At 71.7% G+C, this 17,307-nt stretch carries 17 protein-coding genes; 11 read left to right on the forward strand and 6 right to left on the reverse strand.

Annotated elements, in window-relative coordinates; translation table 11 throughout:
• Window positions 1–99: 99 nt before the first annotated feature.
• Together AB0A94_RS05450 and AB0A94_RS05455 are read right to left on the reverse strand one after the other, a co-directional pair.
• Entirely contained in the window at window positions 100–282 is a 183-nt protein-coding gene (locus AB0A94_RS05450; protein ID WP_361739208.1) for a DUF397 domain-containing protein, read from the reverse strand.
• Window positions 279–1,127 (reverse strand): helix-turn-helix transcriptional regulator, encoded by an 849-nt coding sequence (locus AB0A94_RS05455; RefSeq protein WP_361739210.1) that lies wholly within the window; start codon window positions 1,125–1,127, stop codon window positions 279–281. The genes AB0A94_RS05450 and AB0A94_RS05455 overlap by 4 nt, the downstream gene beginning before the upstream one ends.
• 130 nt (window positions 1,128–1,257) lie before the next feature.
• Between AB0A94_RS05455 and AB0A94_RS05460 the strand changes: the two genes are divergently transcribed.
• A complete protein-coding gene (locus AB0A94_RS05460) occupies window positions 1,258–1,719 on the forward strand; it encodes an ATP-binding protein (protein ID WP_361739213.1) in 462 nt (153 codons plus the stop codon).
• A 51-nt stretch (window positions 1,720–1,770) separates the two neighbouring features.
• Here the strand turns inward: AB0A94_RS05460 and AB0A94_RS05465 are convergent, their stop codons facing one another.
• The 4 genes from AB0A94_RS05465 to AB0A94_RS05480 form a co-directional block, all read right to left on the reverse strand.
• On the reverse strand, window positions 1,771–2,982 hold the full coding sequence (locus AB0A94_RS05465; protein WP_361739216.1) for a helix-turn-helix domain-containing protein: 1,212 nt from the start codon (window positions 2,980–2,982) through the stop codon (window positions 1,771–1,773).
• A 217-nt stretch (window positions 2,983–3,199) separates the two neighbouring features.
• Window positions 3,200–4,141, reverse strand: a complete 942-nt coding sequence (locus AB0A94_RS05470; protein WP_361739218.1) for a hypothetical protein — start codon at window positions 4,139–4,141, stop codon at window positions 3,200–3,202.
• A 40-nt stretch (window positions 4,142–4,181) separates the two neighbouring features.
• Entirely contained in the window at window positions 4,182–5,744 is a 1,563-nt protein-coding gene (locus tag AB0A94_RS05475; protein WP_361739221.1) for a DUF6801 domain-containing protein, read from the reverse strand.
• A 107-nt stretch (window positions 5,745–5,851) separates the two neighbouring features.
• Window positions 5,852–6,487 carry a hypothetical protein gene (locus tag AB0A94_RS05480; protein WP_361739223.1) on the reverse strand — a complete coding sequence of 212 codons (636 nt, stop codon included), beginning with the start codon at window positions 6,485–6,487 and terminating at the stop codon, window positions 5,852–5,854.
• Between the two features lie 718 nt (window positions 6,488–7,205).
• Here AB0A94_RS05480 and AB0A94_RS05485 point away from each other — a divergent pair.
• The 10 genes from AB0A94_RS05485 to AB0A94_RS05530 are packed head-to-tail and all read left to right on the forward strand — an operon-like array spanning window position 7,206 to window position 17,306.
• Window positions 7,206–8,216 carry an ATP-binding cassette domain-containing protein gene (locus AB0A94_RS05485; RefSeq protein ID WP_361739226.1) on the forward strand — a complete coding sequence of 337 codons (1,011 nt, stop codon included), beginning with the start codon at window positions 7,206–7,208 and terminating at the stop codon, window positions 8,214–8,216.
• Complete coding sequence (locus AB0A94_RS05490) at window positions 8,213–8,977, forward strand: ABC transporter permease (protein ID WP_217128913.1); 765 nt, start codon at window positions 8,213–8,215, stop codon at window positions 8,975–8,977. Before AB0A94_RS05485 ends, AB0A94_RS05490 begins: the two co-directional genes overlap by 4 nt.
• Before the next feature lie 6 nt (window positions 8,978–8,983).
• Window positions 8,984–9,790, forward strand: a complete 807-nt coding sequence (locus AB0A94_RS05495) for an ABC transporter permease (RefSeq protein ID WP_217128914.1) — start codon at window positions 8,984–8,986, stop codon at window positions 9,788–9,790.
• A 1-nt stretch (window position 9,791) separates the two neighbouring features.
• A complete protein-coding gene (locus AB0A94_RS05500; protein ID WP_361739231.1) occupies window positions 9,792–11,045 on the forward strand; it encodes an MCE family protein in 1,254 nt (417 codons plus the stop codon).
• Window positions 11,042–12,100 carry an MCE family protein gene (locus tag AB0A94_RS05505; protein ID WP_361739233.1) on the forward strand — a complete coding sequence of 353 codons (1,059 nt, stop codon included), beginning with the start codon at window positions 11,042–11,044 and terminating at the stop codon, window positions 12,098–12,100. The genes AB0A94_RS05500 and AB0A94_RS05505 overlap by 4 nt, the downstream gene beginning before the upstream one ends.
• Window positions 12,097–13,173, forward strand: coding sequence for an MCE family protein (locus AB0A94_RS05510; RefSeq protein ID WP_361739236.1), 1,077 nt, complete (start codon window positions 12,097–12,099; stop codon window positions 13,171–13,173). The genes AB0A94_RS05505 and AB0A94_RS05510 overlap by 4 nt, the downstream gene beginning before the upstream one ends.
• Window positions 13,170–14,189: an MCE family protein gene (locus tag AB0A94_RS05515; RefSeq protein ID WP_361739239.1), complete on the forward strand. Its 1,020-nt coding sequence runs from the start codon at window positions 13,170–13,172 to the stop codon at window positions 14,187–14,189. Before AB0A94_RS05510 ends, AB0A94_RS05515 begins: the two co-directional genes overlap by 4 nt.
• Window positions 14,186–15,520 carry an MCE family protein gene (locus tag AB0A94_RS05520; RefSeq protein WP_361739242.1) on the forward strand — a complete coding sequence of 445 codons (1,335 nt, stop codon included), beginning with the start codon at window positions 14,186–14,188 and terminating at the stop codon, window positions 15,518–15,520. The genes AB0A94_RS05515 and AB0A94_RS05520 overlap by 4 nt, the downstream gene beginning before the upstream one ends.
• Window positions 15,517–16,794: an MlaD family protein gene (locus AB0A94_RS05525; RefSeq protein WP_361739245.1), complete on the forward strand. Its 1,278-nt coding sequence runs from the start codon at window positions 15,517–15,519 to the stop codon at window positions 16,792–16,794. The genes AB0A94_RS05520 and AB0A94_RS05525 overlap by 4 nt, the downstream gene beginning before the upstream one ends.
• Entirely contained in the window at window positions 16,791–17,306 is a 516-nt protein-coding gene (locus AB0A94_RS05530; protein WP_361739248.1) for a hypothetical protein, read from the forward strand. Before AB0A94_RS05525 ends, AB0A94_RS05530 begins: the two co-directional genes overlap by 4 nt.
• The last annotated feature ends 1 nt before the right edge of the window (window position 17,307 follow it).

The following is a 17,307-nucleotide window of genomic DNA, read 5'->3' on the forward strand; positions in this document are numbered from 1 at the left end:
CATCGCCGAAGGCGACGCGAAGTGGAGCGCAGCGCAACACAGCGCCCTTGACGCGGCTCGCGGAAGCACGACACTGACAAAGAAGCGAGTGGCCCCCGGTCACTTCGCGACGTGCGCGAGGAAGTCGGCCCAGGCGGTGGGGGAGAGGGCGAGCCGGGGGCCGGCCTTGTCCTTGGAGTCGCGTACGTGGACGGCGCCGGGGTGGTTGGCGACCTCGACGCAGTCGCCGGAAGCGCTGCTGCTGTAAGTCGACTTGAACCAGGTCGGTTGGTCGGTGCTCATAGGTCTCCTCGCATCCGCTGCAACAGGCTCACGGAGTCTTCGAGGGGCAGAGCCTGCGAGCGCATCCTGGCATACCGCATCTGGAGCACGCTGACGACTTTTCGGTCGGTGATGAGTTGGCCGCTCTCCTGGCCTTCCAGGTAACCGAACCATCTGTTCTCCTGCGTTTCCAACAGCTGGAGGGGGCCTTGTAGCCCAGTGTGCGACTCCTGGACGAGCGGCATGACCTGGAGCTCGACGTTACGCAGTGCAGCGAGTTCCAGTACGTGTGTGATGAGCCCGTGCGTTACGTCTCTGCCGCCGGTCCGCCGTAGAAACGTGTGCTCTTCGACGATGAAGCTGAACGCGGTGTTCGGCTGCTTCCGCAACAGCTCTTGCCGCTCGGCCCGGGCGGCCCACCGCTCCTCGACCTGCTCGTCGTCAAGCGGTGGCAGATGGTCGACGGCCATGGCCCGCGCGTAGGCCTCGGTCTGCAACAGCCCAGGCACCATCCGGCACTCGTACGTACACAGCGCGATCGCAGTCCTTTCCAGCCGCGCCCACCGCCGGAACCAGGCCGCCAGTCCCGGCTGCCGCGCCAGGCACCCCGCCGCCCTCCGCAGCGCACCCGTGTTGCCGAGCGCCTCCTCCGCGCGTTCCACGAACGCGGCGTCCGGCATGCGCCTTCCCAACTCCACGGACGCCACCGTGTGCTTGGAGTACCGCACCAGTTCGCCGAACTGCTCCCTGCTCAGCCCCGCGTGCTCCCGGAGTCCCTGGACCACCGCCCCGAACGTCCGCAGGCTGTCCGACGACTCGGGCTCGCCGCCCGCACCCGTGCCCGCCCCCACCGCGCCATCGACCACTGTCGGTCACCTCCCGCCGCCATGGTCACGGTTGGTCACCGGTACTGTCCATTCCGTCACCGCGTACGCCGCCGCGGCGTACGCGGCCGCGACCTGGAGAACCGCCCCTTCGGGACGCCAGATTGGGCGCATGACTGCACAACCCGCCCAGCAAGAACCGGTTACCGTACGTGTGTTCACCCGGCGCTTCGGCTCCACACCGCGAGGTGCCCGCCTCGCCCGGCACCTCGCCGTGGACCGACTGCACGCCTGGGGCGTCCCGTACGGCTCCGACCTCTCCGACGCCCTCGCGGTGATCGTCGCCGAGCTCGCCGCCAACGCCGTCACGCACGGCCGTGTGCCCGGCCGGGACTTCGAGTTGCGGCTCACGCATCTCGGCGCCGGCGTCCGCGTCGAGGTGACCGACACCCACAGCGGGCCGCCGTACCCCGGGGTGCGGTCCGCGCGGTCCCTCGACGAACACGGCAGGGGCCTGGTCCTCGTCGAGGCGCTCGCCGACCGATGGGAGGTGCTGGACGGAAGGCCGCCCGTCAAGACCGTCCGCGCCGAGGTCGACCTGCCCCGTGGGGGCGCGGGGTTCGGAACCCGTTGACCGGGACCTCTCGGCCGGCCCCCGGCTCCGTGCCGCCAGGGAGGGGAGCAGTCATTCCCCGCCGTCGTGACCGCGCAGGTGGAGCGAGCGCAGGGCCACCTCGAGGGCGAAGCGGTGGTCGGGGTCGGTGAGCCGGTCGCCCAGGTGGGCGTCCAGGTTCCGCAGGCGGTAGCGGACGGTCTGGGCGTGCACGCCCAGCATCTCGCCGACCTGCTCGGCGGGCGCCCTGGTGGAGACGTGGACCCGGAGCGTCTCGACGAGCCGCTGGCGCCGGCCGGCGGGCAGCCCGTCGAGCGGGGCCAGTTCGCGCGCCGCGAGCTGGTCGACCAGGGCCGGGTCGGACAGCAGCCACAGCGTGACCAGGTGGTCCTCGCAGCGGACCAGCGGGGCGTCGGGCACCACGCCGTCGTCGACGAGCTGGAGCACCCGGCGCGCCCAGCGGACGGAGTCGGCGGCCTGCGCGAGCGGCACGGTCAGGCCCGCCGCGGCGCGGGTGCCGGACAGGGCCGTGCCGAGCATCGCGAGGCGCTGCGGGGTGAGGTCCCCGGGGACGAGCAGGTGCGGCTGCGGGATGTCGAGGTCGGCGAGGACGTCGCCGTCGAGAACCGCCTGGATGTGGTCCGGCACCGGAGGGCGGAGGGCGATGAGGGTGCAGGTGCGGGGGAGTTCCCAGGCGGCGGCCTCGCACAGTTCGGAGACGGTCGTCTGGGGCAGCGGCGACGAGGCCAGGATCAGGTGCAGCAACTGTCTTCGTAACGCGGACACCTCGGACGCGGCCCGCTCCCGCACCTCCGCGTACCCCTCGCGGGTGACCGTCTCCAGCTCCTCGACGTACGCGAAGAGGGCGTCCGCGAAGGCGAGGATGAGGGCGGGGGAGAGGTTGTACTGCCGTCCCACCGACTTGGCCCGGCGCAGCGCGATGCGGGCGCCGAGCCGGTAGGCGCCCTGCAGGGTCTCCAGGTCGCGGCCCTCGTAGGCCTCCACCCGGCCGAACCTGCGCAGCAGTTCGTCCCGCAGGTCCGGGCTCCTGCCCGGGTCGGCCACCCGGTCCACGAAGGCGACCAACGCCTGTTCCACGCCCTGGCGGATCGCGTCTCCGTCCGGGCCGTTGAGCAGCCGCCCGTACACCGGGTAGGCGCGGGTGACCTCGGCCCGTATCTCGTTCAGCAGTCCCGGCAGTTCCGGCCGTATGAAGGCCGCGAACTGCCGGGGTAAGGGTTCGAGCGGTTCACCGACCTCCGGGGACCGTGTGGTCGAGGGCATCAGCCACCCCTTGCTCTCCGACGTGTCCGGCGGGGTGGCCGGGCGGGCGGCGTCCGGCCGGATGGCGGACGGCGCCCGGACCGGTCCACCCGGTCATGCCGGTCCGAGAAGCTGAAAGTAAATCAACTTCCTTTTCATGTACACCATTTGGGCAGAACTGCTTCACCGTTGCGCGGGCCGGCCGTTGTGGCGGCCGGGAACCGCCGCCGCGTGGCCGTCACCTGACGGCGGAGTGCCAGTTCTCCGCGAGCACCCGGCCGGCCTCGGGGGCGGCGGTGCCGGGCGCGTTGAGGCCGGTGAGGTGGGTCTGCGTGTCGTTGAGGGTGAGGCTGTTGTTCCCGGAGGCGGAGGGCAACCCGGTCTTCGCGTTGACCGCGGCGTTGATCAGGCCGACGTTCAGGCCGCAGCCGGTGGCTCCGGGGACCGCGAAGGTGCTGTCGTTCTGGGTGGCGCCGGTGAGGTCGATCCGGCTCATCTCGCCGGCCTCGTCGGGGGTGCCGTCGCCCTGGAAGAAGCTCATCCCGAACTCCGGGTAGTTGCGGTTCTCCGGGCGCAGGAGGATGGGGTTGGCGGCCGTTCCGATGTAGCACTTGCTGCCCAGCAGCGGGTTCTCCAGGTGGATGCGGACCGGCAGGGCGACGATGGGCATGTCCGTGAGGACGCCCGCGGTCTGGTCGAAGGCGTAGGGGGCGCCGACGGACTCCATGGTGGCGGTGATCTTGTTGAGGCTGGAGTTCTCGAGCGTCTCGCAGATGCCCGTGATCACCGGGATGTTGCTCGGGCACATCAGGCCGAGCAGGCCGCCGGGCACGGTGGCGGAGTCGGCGACGAGCGCGCCGGAGGGCGGGGCGACGACGCTGCTGGTGCCGTCCGCGTTCTGGACGACGCCGATCTGGAGGTTGGTCCTCCCCGTGACCACGGTGGTCTTGCCCAGCTTGATGGAGCCGCCGGCGGAGGTGGAGACCACGCACTGCGGGGTCTTGTCGAAGCCGTCGGCGGCCAGCATCGCCGGGGCGTCCACGGGGCAGCGGGTGAAGGGCGCCCACGCGCCGTTCAGCGCGGGCTCGGCGGCGGTCGCGGTGCCCAAGGAGGCGAAGGCGCCGAGCGCGGTCAGGGCGGAGACGGTGGCGATCCTGGCGCGGGTGGTGGGCAGAGGCATGGGTGGTGGCCTTCCGTGGAGGAGGGAGGGGAGGCGCGGCTCAGCGCTCGGGAACGGGGATCTTGAGGGGCTGGAGGTCCTCGGTGCACTCGGCGGGGTTGAAGACCTGCACCGCGCACGTCTGGCCCTGGATCTGCTTGATGTGGTTGCCCGGGCCGGAGACGGAGGCGGTGAGGAGGCGGTCGAGGTCCTCGCCGCCGGTCCCGCAGCCGGTGAAGGCGGGGATGGTCGCCTCCCCGGTCAGGGGACCGCCGGAACTGAGCAGGTAGCCGACGGGCATGGCGGGGGGTTGATGCGTACTGCTCCCGAACAGCACCAAGTGGTCGCCCGGGTACTTCGAGGGCTCGGGTTCGGGGGAGTACAGAGGCCGCTCCGTCCTGCAGCCGGGCCCGACGTCCAGAGGGGTCCCGTTGACGGTGAGAGCGGTCACCCGGAGCACCAGCGGAACCCGGGTACGGGTCTCGAAGCTGGTGTATCCGGTCTCGAACACGGTCTCGCCGGCGACGTCCAGGGTGAGGGGACCGGTCTGCTCCAGCACCATCGTGGCCTTCGTCGGAACGAAGCCGAAGGTCAGGAAGTCGGCCTGGAACGGCGGGGTCCGCTCGCGCCCCTGGTGGTGGAGCCTGCCCTCCGAGTGCTGTTTCAGGTAGGCGCCGCTGAAGTCGGGGAAGAGCTCGACGACGTCCAGAGGACCTTGTTCGACGAGTACGCAGGACACGGGGATGAGCGAGGCCCCCCGCAGCTTCCGCACGTTGGAGTAGCCGGTGATGTAGGCGTTCAGCGACGCCGAGGTGGACGGGTTCGCGTCGTCGTAGCGGCAGGGCGGCGCGTCGCGGTCCGCGGTTGTGGTGGACGGGTCCTCCGCCACCTCCGGCGCGCGGTTGCCCTGCTCGTCCTCCGGTGTCCCGGGGGACGGGTCCGGCGTTCCGGGGGAGGAGCCGGGCGCGGACGGCGAACCGCTCGGCCCGGGCGTGCCCGTACCGACCGGCACGGTGGCCAGCGGTCCGCTCCCCGGCGCGTCCCCGGCGGGGGAGCAGTCGAGGGTCAGTGCGCCGGGGTCGGTGGCGGTCCCGTCCGCCGTGCCGAGCTCCAGGTCGACGGCGAGGTTCCCGGCGGTGAACGTCAGGTCGCCGTCGCCCTGCCCGGTCACCGAGGGGACGTCGCCCACCGTGGTCAGCGTCAGCGGTCCGGAACCGGGAACGGGGACCGGCTCCGCGGTGCCGCGCCAGGTCGCCTCGGCGGCGGCCTCGTCCTGGGTGACGCCGACGGTGAGGCGGGTGGCGGCCCGCGCGGTGGCGGCCCCGAGCGCGGTGAGGTCCGCGACCGCCTCCGCCGGGAGTTCCACCGTGGTGGTGACGTCGGTGGGTGAGAACGCCTCGCCCGGTTCCGCCCGGTCCGGGAACACCGCCGAGACCCGGACCGTCACGGGCTGTCGTCCGGACGGCAGCGCGCAGACGTAGGGGAGCGCGGTGTCCACCTCCTGGGTGCCCGCGGCGGACGCCGCGGCCGGGACCGTGGCGGCGAGCACGACGAACGCGCCGATCGCCGCGCTCCTGGCACGGACACGGGGCGGCCGCGACGCGGCGGCACGATGGCCTCTCATACAGCTCCACCAGGGTTCGTTCGGAAGCGGGTTCCGGAGGGTTCGGCCGGGCAGTCCGCGTCCGCCCGGCCGGGAACGCCGGCGGGGCGGACGCGAGGGGTGGCGCCTTACGGGTTGGAGCCGACGATCTGCGGGACGGCGCCGTTCGACGCCTTGATGACGTACTTGCCCTTGAAGATGGGCTTGGTGGCGGTCGTGACCACCGAGCCGCAGTTGACGGGGGCGGGGTTGGAGCTGACGGCCAGGTCACCGGAGACGCTGTTGACGTCCAGGACGCCGGTGGCGTTGGTGTAGGTGGCCGAGGCCTTGCCCGTCACCGTGAACTTGCAGGCGCCGGCGGTCACGTTGGCCTTGACGTTGCCGACATAGCCCTTGGTGACGCCGGTCGAGGCGGTGTAGTCCTGCGCGACGACGGTCCAGGGGGTGACCGCCACGGTGGTGACGTTGCCCAGGACGCTGGTGCACGGCGAGGCGGAGGTGCCGAAGTTGATGGCGTTGATGGCGGCGACCGTGGCCGGGTTGCCCGTGGCGCTCGACATGGTGCCCGAGGCGCCCGAGGTCGTGCACGTCATCGGGATGGTGGCGGTCAGCACGATGTTGCCGCTGTTCGTCGCCGTGTAGCTGCCCGTGGGGGTGACGGTCCACGTGGTGGAGGGCACCGCCGAGGCGGGACCGACGGTGAGACCGAAGGCGGCCGCGGCCGCACCCGCCACGACAGCGGTCCTTCTGAGGGTTTTCTTCATGGCTCGGGGAGTCTCCTTGTGGATTGACCGGCAGAGATGGGCCGTGGCCGAAGCGGTCGAGGGGCGGCCGGGCGGCCCGCGGCTCGGTGTTTCCTGTCCGCGAACCATGACGTTACTTGCGGGAAACTTAGCCGAACAATGGCACTGCTCATGATTCTTTGAAAAGGCCAATCATCTGTTCCCGGGGTGAGTTGATCACGGACCGGATTAGTCACCGACTGTCAATGTGGAATTTTCGGCCAGTGGCGCGCGGGTTGCCTGCCGACTGCTCGGCGCCGTTCCGTGATGCTCGCCCGGTGATAATTTCGCGACCGCTTTTTGTCTCCGCCCTGACAGGTTCCGTATGGCCGAACAGGATGCCCTGGAAAACTCGGATTCCACTCTTGCCCGTCGAGGTTACTCAGCCGTAACGTGCCGGTGTGGTGCTCGGTTCCAGGTCGGTGGCCCCCGTCGGCCGGAACCATGACGGATGCTTTCCGGCCGCGCCCTTCCACCGGGTCGGACGTCCGTCGGCAGGGTCTCGCGGATCCACACCCCCCGGAGCCGCGAGACCCTGCCTGTCTCCCCGGAGACAAGTGCGGGCCGGCGGGTTGTCTGCACGGTGACAAAGTCCGGAAAGACGGCGGGAAACCGGCGTCGCACCCGTTGTCAGTGCGTTCCGCGCCGACTTAACGTGCGCCGGCGAAGCGCGTGAGGACACACGTCCGCTGGAGGTGATATGGGAATCGAAGTCGTGGTCGAGGGCCTGACCAAGTCCTTCGGCAAGCAGAGCATCTGGCGGGACGTGACACTCACCCTTCCTGCCGGAGAGGTGAGCGTGATGCTGGGGCCGTCCGGCACCGGGAAGACCGTCTTCCTGAAGTCGCTCATAGGGTTGCTCAAACCCGAGAAGGGCCGTGTTCTCATCAACGGGGTGGACATGGTGAACAGTCCCGAAAGGGATGTATACGAAACCCGGAAATTGTTCGGGCTCATGTTCCAGGACGGAGCCCTCTTCGGGTCCATGTCCCTCTTCGACAACATCGCCTTCCCGCTGCGCGAGCACACCCGCAAGAAGGAGTCCGAGATCCGCCGCATCGTCATGGAGCGGATCGAGGTCGTCGGGCTGCTGGGCGCGGAGGGCAAGCTCCCGGGGGAGATCAGCGGCGGCATGCGCAAGCGGGCCGGCCTGGCCCGCGCGCTCGTGCTGGACCCGCAGATCATCCTCTGCGACGAACCGGACTCCGGGCTCGACCCGGTCCGCACCGCCTACCTCTCCCAGCTGCTGATCGACCTGAACGCGCAGATCGACGCGACGATGCTGATCGTCACCCACAACCTCGACATCGCCGCGACCGTACCCGACAACATGGGCATGCTCTTCCGGCGCGAGCTCGTCACCTTCGGCCCGCGCGAGGTGCTGCTCACCAGCGAGGAGCCGGTGGTGGCCCAGTTCCTCGACGGCCGGCGCGAGGGCCCCATCGGGATGTCCGAGGAGAAGGACGCGGCCACCCTCGCCGCCGAGGCGGACGCCGCGGACGCCGCCGCGGCCCGGCCCCGGACCATCGTCCCGCAGCTCGAGCCGTCACCCGGCCTCCCGCCGCGCCGGGCCGTCGCCCGGCGGCGCGACCGCGTCATGGGCATGATCGACCAGTTGCCGCCCGCCGCGCGCTCCGCCATCCGCAGGACCTACGCGGAGAGCGCCGGGGCACCCACCCTGCCGATGCCCGCCGCCGGGAGCGGCACATGATCACCGGCGCCCTTCGGCAGACCGGCCGGCTCTTCGCGCTCGCCGCCGAAGTGGGCCGCGCCGTCTTCCGAAGACCCTTCCAGTTCCGCGAGTTCGTCGAGCAGTTCTGGTTCATCGCGAGCGTCACCATCCTGCCCGCCGCCCTCGTCTCGATCCCCTTCGGCGCCGTCATCGCGCTCCAGGTCGGCTCCCTGACCCAGCAGCTGGGCGCCCAGTCGTTCACCGGAGGCGCCAGCGTCCTCGCCGTCGTCCAGCAGGCGAGCCCGCTCATCGTGGCCCTGCTGATCGCCGGCGCCGGCGGCTCCGCCATCTGCGCCGACCTCGGCTCCCGCAAGATCCGCGAGGAACTCGACGCCATGGAGGTCATGGGCGTCTCACCCGTGCAACGCCTCGTCGTGCCCCGGGTCCTGGCCACCATGGGCGTGGCGGTCCTGCTCAACGGACTGGTCTCCGTCGTCGGCACCCTCGGCGGCTACTTCTTCAACGTCATCCTGCAGGACGGCACCCCCGGCGCCTACCTGTCCAGCTTCTCCGCCCTCGCCCAGCCGGCCGACCTGTACATCAGCGAACTCAAGGCGCTGGTCTTCGGGTTCATCGCGGGCATCGTCGCCGCCCACCGGGGACTCAACCCGCGCGGCGGCCCCAAGGGCGTCGGCGACGCCGTCAACCAGTCCGTCGTCATCACCTTCCTCCTGCTCTTCTTCGTGAACATGGTGATGACGGGCGTCTACCTCCAGATCGTCCCGCCGAAGGGAGGCTGAGGCCCGATGGCCTCCCCGCTCGCCCTGCTCGACCGCTCCGGCGACCACCTGCTCTTCTACGCCCGGGCGCTGCTGTGGATCCCGCGGACCCTGCGCCGCTACCTCAAGGAGGTGCAGCGCCTCCTCGCCGAGGTCGCCTTCGGCTCCGGCGGCCTCGGCGTCATCGGCGGCACCATCGGCGTGATGATCGCGATGACGCTCTTCACCGGAACCGTCGTCGGACTCCAGGGCTACGCGGCCCTCGACCAGATCGGTACGGCCGCGTTCACCGGCTTCGTCTCCGCCTACTTCAACACCCGCGAGATCGCCCCCCTCGTCGCCGGACTCGCCCTCTCGGCGACCGTCGGCGCCGGCTTCACCGCCCAGCTCGGCGCCATGCGCATCAACGAGGAGGTCGACGCCCTCGAGGGGATGGGCATCCGCTCCATGCCCTACCTGGTCACCACCCGCATCATCGCCGGGGTCGTCGCCATCGTCCCGCTCTACGCGATCGGGCTGCTCTCCTCCTACCTGGCGTCCCGCTACGTGACCGTCCTGTTCAACGGCCAGTCCCGGGGCACCTACGACCACTACTTCAACCTCTTCCTCTCCCCGACGGACGTCCTGCTCTCGGTGCTGAAGGTGCTGGTCTTCAGCGTGATGGTGATCCTCGCCCACTGCTACTACGGCTACCGCGCCACGGGCGGCCCCGCCGGCGTCGGCGTCGCCGTCGGCCGGTCGGTGCGCAACGCCATCGTGCTGATCAGCGTCACCGACTTCTTCCTGTCGCTCGCCCTGTGGGGCGCGACCACGACCGTGAAGGTGGCGGGGTGAGATGAGCGCGACCCGAGGCGAGACGCTGCGCCGCCGGTCCGCCGGGGTGGTGTTCCTGCTGGTGCCCGCCCTGCTGGTCTGGCTGGCCGTCGCCGTCTACGACAAGAAATTCACCGACTCCGACCCGGTGGTCGTCGAGACCGGCAGCGTCGGCAACGAGATGCACCTGGGCGCCGAGGTCAAACTGCGCGGCGTCGTCGTCGGCGAGGTCCGCGCCGTCGACGCCACCGGCGACGGGGCCCGGCTCACCCTCGCCATGAAGCCCGGCGCCCTCGACGACGTACCCTCCGACGTCCGCGCGCAGATGCTGCCGACCACCCTGTTCGGCGAACGGTTCGTGGCCCTCGTACCGCCGGAGCGGCCGTCGGCCGAACCGCTGGCCGCCGGAGCCGTCATCCCCCAGGACCGCTCCGAGAACGCCGTCGAACTCCAGCAGGTCCTCGACGACGTCCTGCCGATGCTCACCGCGGTCCAGCCGCAGAAGCTGTCCGCGACCCTGTCGGCCGTCTCACGGGCCCTGGAGGGACGCGGCGACCGGCTCGGCGACACGCTCGAACAACTGGACGCGCACCTGGAGGAGTTCAACCCCCACCTGCCCACCCTCAACCGGGACCTCAAGCACCTCGTGAAGGTCGGCCACGTCTACGCGGACGCCGCACCCGACATCGTCACGGCGCTCACCGACTTCACCACCACCAGCGGCACCCTCGCCGAGCAGGAGGCCGCCTACGCCCGCACCCTCGGCGCCACCACCCGGACGGCCGAGGACATGACGGCCTTCCTGCGGAAGAACGAGGACAACATCATCCGGCTCGGCGCCACCGGCAGGCCCACCCTGGAACTGCTCGCCGAGTACTCCCCCTCCTTCCCCTGCACCCTGCGCACCCTCGCCGAGTTCGTGCCCGCCATGGACCGGGCGCTCGGCAAGGGTACCGACCGGCCCGGCATCCACGTCGACGTCACCACCGTCCCCTCGCGCGGCGCCTACCGCCCCGGCCGCGACACCCCGGTGTACGACTCCGGCGGCGGCCCCCGCTGCCCCGCCGTGCCCTACCTCGGCACCCTCGCCCGGCCCGCCGCGCAGGCGTCCGCGGCGGCCGGCCAGGACCTCGGGCCCGCCAACTCCCCGCAGGAGAACGACCTGGTCAACGAACTGCTCGCACCCGCCGCCGGCCGGCACCCCGGTGAACTGCCCGACTGGAGCAGCCTGCTCGTCGGCCCGGCCTACCGCGGTACGGAGGTGACCCTCGGATGACCGCCCCCGGCAACGCGCACACCCGGCGCCGCCCGCTGACCGGGCCGCTGCTCAAGTCCCTGGTCTTCGTGGTGGTCACCGGCCTCGCCACGACCGTGCTCGGTCTCAGCGTCGCCAACACCGGTGTCAGCACCGGCACCAGCACCTACCGGGCCCTGTTCACCGACGTCACCGGACTCGTCGACGGCGACAGCGTACGGATCTCCGGGGTGGAGGTCGGCGAGGTGACCGACGTCCGCGTCGTGCAACGGCGCACCGCCCAGGTCACCTTCACCGTCCGCGACGACCGCCGGCTGCCCCGGTCGGCCACCGCCGCCGTGAAGTACCTCAACATGGTCGGCCAGCGCTACGTCGCCCTCGACCGCGGCAGCGGCGACCTCACCGGCACGCTCGAGGCGGGCGACACCATCCCGCTCGACCGCACCACGCCCGCCCTCGACCTGACCCTGCTCTTCAACGGGTTCAAGCCGCTGTTCGAAGGGCTGTCCCCGAAGGACGTCAACGAACTCGCCGGATCGATCGTGCAGGTGCTCCAGGGCGAGGGCGCCACCGTCGACAGCCTGATCCGCCACATCGGCTCGCTCAGCACGACCGTCGCCGCCAAGGACAAGGTGATCGGCCAGGTCGTCGACAACCTCACCACCGTCCTGGAGACGCTCAACGACCGCGAGGACGGCTTCGACGACCTCGTCGTCACCCTGCGGGACATCGTCACCGGCTTCAACGACGACCGGGAACCCCTCGGCGAGGCCGTCGAGGCCATGGGCGACCTGACCACCGTCACCGCCGATCTCCTCGAGGACGGACGCGCCCCCCTCGAGCAGGACATCCGCGAACTGGGCCGGCTCTCGGCGAACCTGGGCGCACACACGCCGCAGATCGAGGACTTCCTCGAGCGCACCCCCGCCAAGATGACCGCCCTGGCCCGCCTGTCCTCCTACGGATCGTGGTTCAACCTCTACCTCTGCGAGGCACGTGTGAGCGGAGTGACCACCTCCGACGGTTCGAAGCCGCCGACCGGCATCGCGATCACCGAATCGAGGTGCCGCGGATGAGGCCCTCCGCGCGGCGCGAGCGGACCACCGGGGCCCGGCGCCCGTGGTTCAAGCCGGTCAAGGAACGCGACCCCGTCGCCGTCGCCGTCGTCGGGCTGCTCGCCCTCGCCCTGCTCACCGTCCTCGTCTACCGCGTGGACCGGCTGCCGTTCGGCGGCGGCACGCACTACAGCGCCGACTTCTCCGAGGCCGCCGGCCTCGGCGAGGGCGACGAGGTGCGCATCGCCGGCGTCAAGGCGGGCGAGGTCACCGGCGTCGCCCTCGACGGCGCCAAGGTGAAGGTCACCTTCGAGGTCGAGGACGCCTGGATCGGCGACCGGACGACCGCCGCCATCGCCATCAAGACCCTCCTCGGCGACAAGTACCTGGCGCTCGACCCGCTCGGTTCCGCCCGGCAGGACCCCGGCAGCCGCATCCCGCTGTCCCGCACCACCTCCCCCTACGACGTGACCCAGGCGTTCCAGGACCTCGGCTCCACCGTCGAGGACATCGACACCCGGCGGCTCGCGGAGAGCTTCGAGACCCTCTCCGACACCTTCGAGAACTCCCCGCCCCATGTGCGCACCGCCGCCGACGGCCTGTCCGCGCTGTCGAAGTCCGTCTCCAAACGCGACGCGAAGCTCTCCGAACTCCTCAAAGGAAGCGCCCGGTTCACCAAGACGCTGGAGAACAAGAAGTCCAGCTTCGAGACCCTCATCGAGGACGGCGGCTCCCTGCTCGGCGAACTGAGGGAACGCCGCGGCGCCATCCGGGCCCTGCTCAAGGGCAGCAGGGAACTCGGCACCGAGATCAGCGGCCTCGTCGACGACAACGAGAAGCAGCTCGGCCCCACCCTCAAGGCCCTCGGCCGGGTCACCGGCGTCCTGGAGAAGAACAACGCCCAGCTCGGCAAGACCCTCGCGCTGGTCGGCCCGTACTACCGCCTCGTCGGCAACACCCTGGGCAACGGCCGCTGGTTCGACAGCTACCTGTGCGGCGTCGTCCCCCGCGACTACCTGCCCGAGACGTCCCTGCCCGATACCGGCTGCCTGCCGCCGAAACAGACGGCGGCCCAGGGGAACGGTGAGCGATGAGCAGACGCAGAAAAGTCCTCACCGGCCTGCTCGCCCTCGCGGTGCTGGCCGCCGGCGGCCTCACCGCCGTCCGGGTCCTCGACTCCGACGGCACCCGCGTCACCGCCTACTTCGACCGCGCCGTCGGCGTCTACGCCGGGTCCGACCTGCGCATCCTCGGGGTGCGGGTCGGCGAGGTGGAGTCGGTGCGGCCCCAGGGCACCACGGTGCGCGTCGGCCTCCTCCTGGACGAGGGCGTGAAGGTCCCCGAGGGCGCGCGGGCCGTCGTCGTCGCGCCGAGCGTCGTCGCCGACCGCTACGTCCAGCTCACCCCCGCATACAGCGCGGGCCCCGCCCTCGCCGAGGGCGCCGTCCTGCCCGCCGCGCGCAACCGCACCCCCGTCGAGATCGACCAGCTCTACGACTCGGTCACCGAACTCGGCGAGGCACTCGGCCCGGACGGCGCCAACTCCAGCGGCGCCCTGTCCGAACTGCTGAGCACCGGCGCCGCCAACCTCGACGGCAACGGCGAGGCCATCGGCGAGAGCGTCGAGGAGTTCGGCAAGGCGGCCAAGACCCTCGACGGCAGCAGCGGCGACCTGTTCGGCACACTGCGCAGCCTCCAGACCTTCACCACCATGCTGAAGGAGAAGGACACCGACGTGCGCACCGCGCAGGAACGCCTGGACGAGGTCGTCGGCTTCTTCGCCGACAACAAGGACGACCTGGCCGGCGCGCTCGAGGAACTCGGCACCGCCCTCGGCCAGGTCAAGACCTTCATCGAGGACAACCGGGACGAGCTGAAGGAGAACGTCGACCGGCTCGTCCCCCTCACCCGGACCCTCGTCGAGCAGCGGACCTCGCTCGCCGAGGCGCTGGACGTGGCGCCGCTGGCCACGGGCAACGTCGTGAACGCCTACAACCCCGACACCCGCACCCTCGACGGCCGCGCCAACCTCAACGAGATCAGCATGGGCGGACCGCTGCTGCCGCTGCCCGCGACCGGCTCCTCCGCCACCGGAGAGGGGGAGCGATGAGGGGCGGCACACGGAACCCCGGCCCGCGGGCCGCGGCGGTGCGGCGCGGCGTGCTCACCACGGGCGGCGCCGCCGGCCTCACCCTGGGCGGACTGCTCGCCCTCGGCCTCGGCTTCGCCCTGGCCCTCGGCGCGGTCACCGTCGGACCGCCGCGCTTCGACGGCATCGAGGACCTGCCGCTGCCCGGCGGCGCCGACCTCGGCGACCACCCCTACACCGTCACCGCGGAACTCCGGGACGTGCTCAGCCTGGTCCCGCAGTCCGCGGTGAAGGTCAACGACGTCGCCGTCGGCCGGGTCACCGCCGTCGAGCTCGGCCGCGACGACTGGTCGGCCCGCGTCACCATGAAGATCAACGGCGATGTACGGCTGCCCGCCGACGCCACCGCCCGCCTCGAACAGTCCAGCCTGCTGGGCGAGAAGTACGTCCAGCTCGTCGCACCCGACCGGGAGACCGGAGCCGCGAGGCTGGCGGACGGGGCCGTCATCCCGGTCTCCCGCACCAGCCGCAACACCGAGGTGGAGGAGGTGTTCGGCGCGCTGTCCCTGCTCCTCAACGGCGGCGGGGTCAACCAGCTCAAGACCATCACCCGGGAACTCAACGCGGCGCTCGGCGGCCGCGAGCCCGAGGTCCGCTCCGTGCTGAAACGGGTCGACACCCTGGTGACCGACCTCGACGACCACCGGGGCGACATCACCGACGCCCTCGACGCCGTCAACCGGCTCTCCACGACCCTCGCCACCCGCAAGGACGACGTCGGCACCGTCCTCACCGGCCTCTCGCCCGGCCTGAAGACGCTCGAGAAGCAGCGCGGCTCACTGCTGACCATGCTGCGCTCCCTCGACACGCTCTCCGGCGTCGCCGTCACCACCATCGACGCGAGCAAGGACGACATGATCGCCGACCTCAAGGCCATCGCGCCGACCCTGAAGGCGCTCGCGGACGCGGGCACGGACCTGCCCGACTCCCTGGAGGTGCTGCTGACGTACCCGTTCACCGACGAGGTGCTGCGGGGCGTGAAGGGCGACTACCTCAACGTGTACCTGGACATGACCGCCGTGCCCGGGACCCGGGTGATCCCGCCGCTGGTGCCGCGGGGCACGGCCTCGCCCTCCGCCCCGGCGGACGGCGGGCCGGGAGCGGCCGGGGAGAAGCGGTCCGGGGAGCGGTCCGGGGGAAGGGCGGACGGGGAACGGAAGTCCGCCGCGCCGTCGGCGGCCCCGTCCCGGCGGCCCTCACCGACGCCCTCCTCCCCGCTGCCCCTGCCCTCCGTCCCCGTCACCGGAACGCCGGCGGATCCGGCGGCCGCCCGGGGAGGTGAACCGGGTTGATCACCCTCGCCGTACGGCTGAAGAACCTCGCCTTCCTCGTCGTCGCCGTCCTCGCCCTCTCCTTCCTCGGCATCCGCTACGCCGACCTCGGGCGGTACGTCGGCGTCGCCGACTACTACACCGTCGACGTGCGACTCCCGCGCACCGGCGGTCTGTTCACCCACTCCGACGTCACCTACCGGGGCGTCTCCGTGGGCCGCGTCGGACCGATCGGCCTGACCGCGGACGGTGTCGTCGCCGAACTCCGCATCAAGAAGTCCGCCCCGCGCATCCCCGCCGACACCCGCGCCGTGGTCGCCGGGCTCTCCGCGGTGGGCGAGCAGTACATCGACCTGCGGCCCGAGGGCGACGGCGGCCCCTACCTCGCAGAGGGCGCCCGCATCGAACAGGCCGACACCCAGGTGCCCAGACCCGTCACCGACGTGCTCAGCAGCATCGACGACCTCACCCGCTCCGTCCCGCTCGACGACCTGCGCACGGTCGTGGACGAGTTCGGCAAGGCCTTCGAGGGCCACGGCGACGACCTCCAGGCCCTGCTCGACAGCGGCAGCGACTTCGTGGAGGCCGCCGACCGCGCCCTGCCGTCCACCACCAGGCTCATCACCGACGGCGAGACCGTCCTGCGCACCCAGGCCGAGGAGGAGCAGGCCATCCGTGACTTCGCCGTTGGGGCGGAGGAACTGGCCCGCACCCTCAAGGGCTCCGACGCCGACCTGCGCCGCCTCCTCACCGTCGCCCCCGAGGCCGCCACCCAGGTCAGCGGCGTCCTGCGGGACCTGGACCCGAGCCTGGGCGTCGTCCTCGCCAATCTGCTCACCACCTCCGAGATCGCCGTCACCCGGCAGCGCGGCACGGAGGAACTCCTCGTGAAGTTCCCGGCGGCCGTCGCCGCCGGCGCCACCGCCGTCGACGGAGGGAAGCTGAACCTCGGCATGGCCGTCACCTTCTTCAAGCCCCTGCCCTGCACCGACGGATACGGCGCCACGCGCTACCGCAACGGGCTCGACCTCGGCACCACGCCCGCCCTCAACACCGGCGCGGCCTGCACCGCCCCCGCCGCGGACGGGGTCAACGTGCGCGGCTCGGCGAACGCCCCGAAGGGCGGCCCGGTGCCCGACCCGGCCAGGCCCGGATCCCTGCCCTCCGGCAGCGGCGGGGCACGGACGGGCGGACCGGCCGCACTCCCCGGCGCCCTCGCCCTGCCCGGCCAGGACGGCGAGGCACCGGGGGACCTGGCGGGCCTCCTCGCCCCGGCCGGCGGGAGCACGCGATGAACAGGGCCCGGATCCTCACCGGCGTGGGCCTCACCCTGGCGCTCGGCCTCTTCGGCACCGGCGCGTGGACATACGCGCAGGCACGCACCGACGACGCGCTCGCGTACGGCCGGGAGCGCGACCGGGCGCTCGCCGACGGACGGGCGGGCATCGCCGTGCTCACCACGCTCGACGCCACCACCCGGCAGCGGGCCGAGCAGGGCATCCGGGCCTGGCGCGACGCCTCCACCGGGCCGCTGCGCGAGGAACTGGGCCGCACCGAGGCGAAGGCGGGCGCCTCGGCGCGCGGCACGGTCACCGAGGCGGCCGTCACCGCGCTCGACACACGGGCCGGCACGGCCAAGCTGATCACCACCGTCCGCGTCGAGGTCACCCCCGCCGGGACGAAGAAGCCGGCCACCGACCGCAAGCGCCTGGAGGCGGTCCTGGCCCGCACGGGCGAGGGGGAGTGGAAGGTGAGGGCGCTGAGCGCGGTACCGCTCTCGGGGGAGCAGGAGGACGGGGACCGATGAC

The organism is Streptomyces sp. NPDC044984 (assembly GCF_040646935.1).
GTDB lineage: Bacteria > Actinomycetota > Actinomycetes > Streptomycetales > Streptomycetaceae > Streptomyces.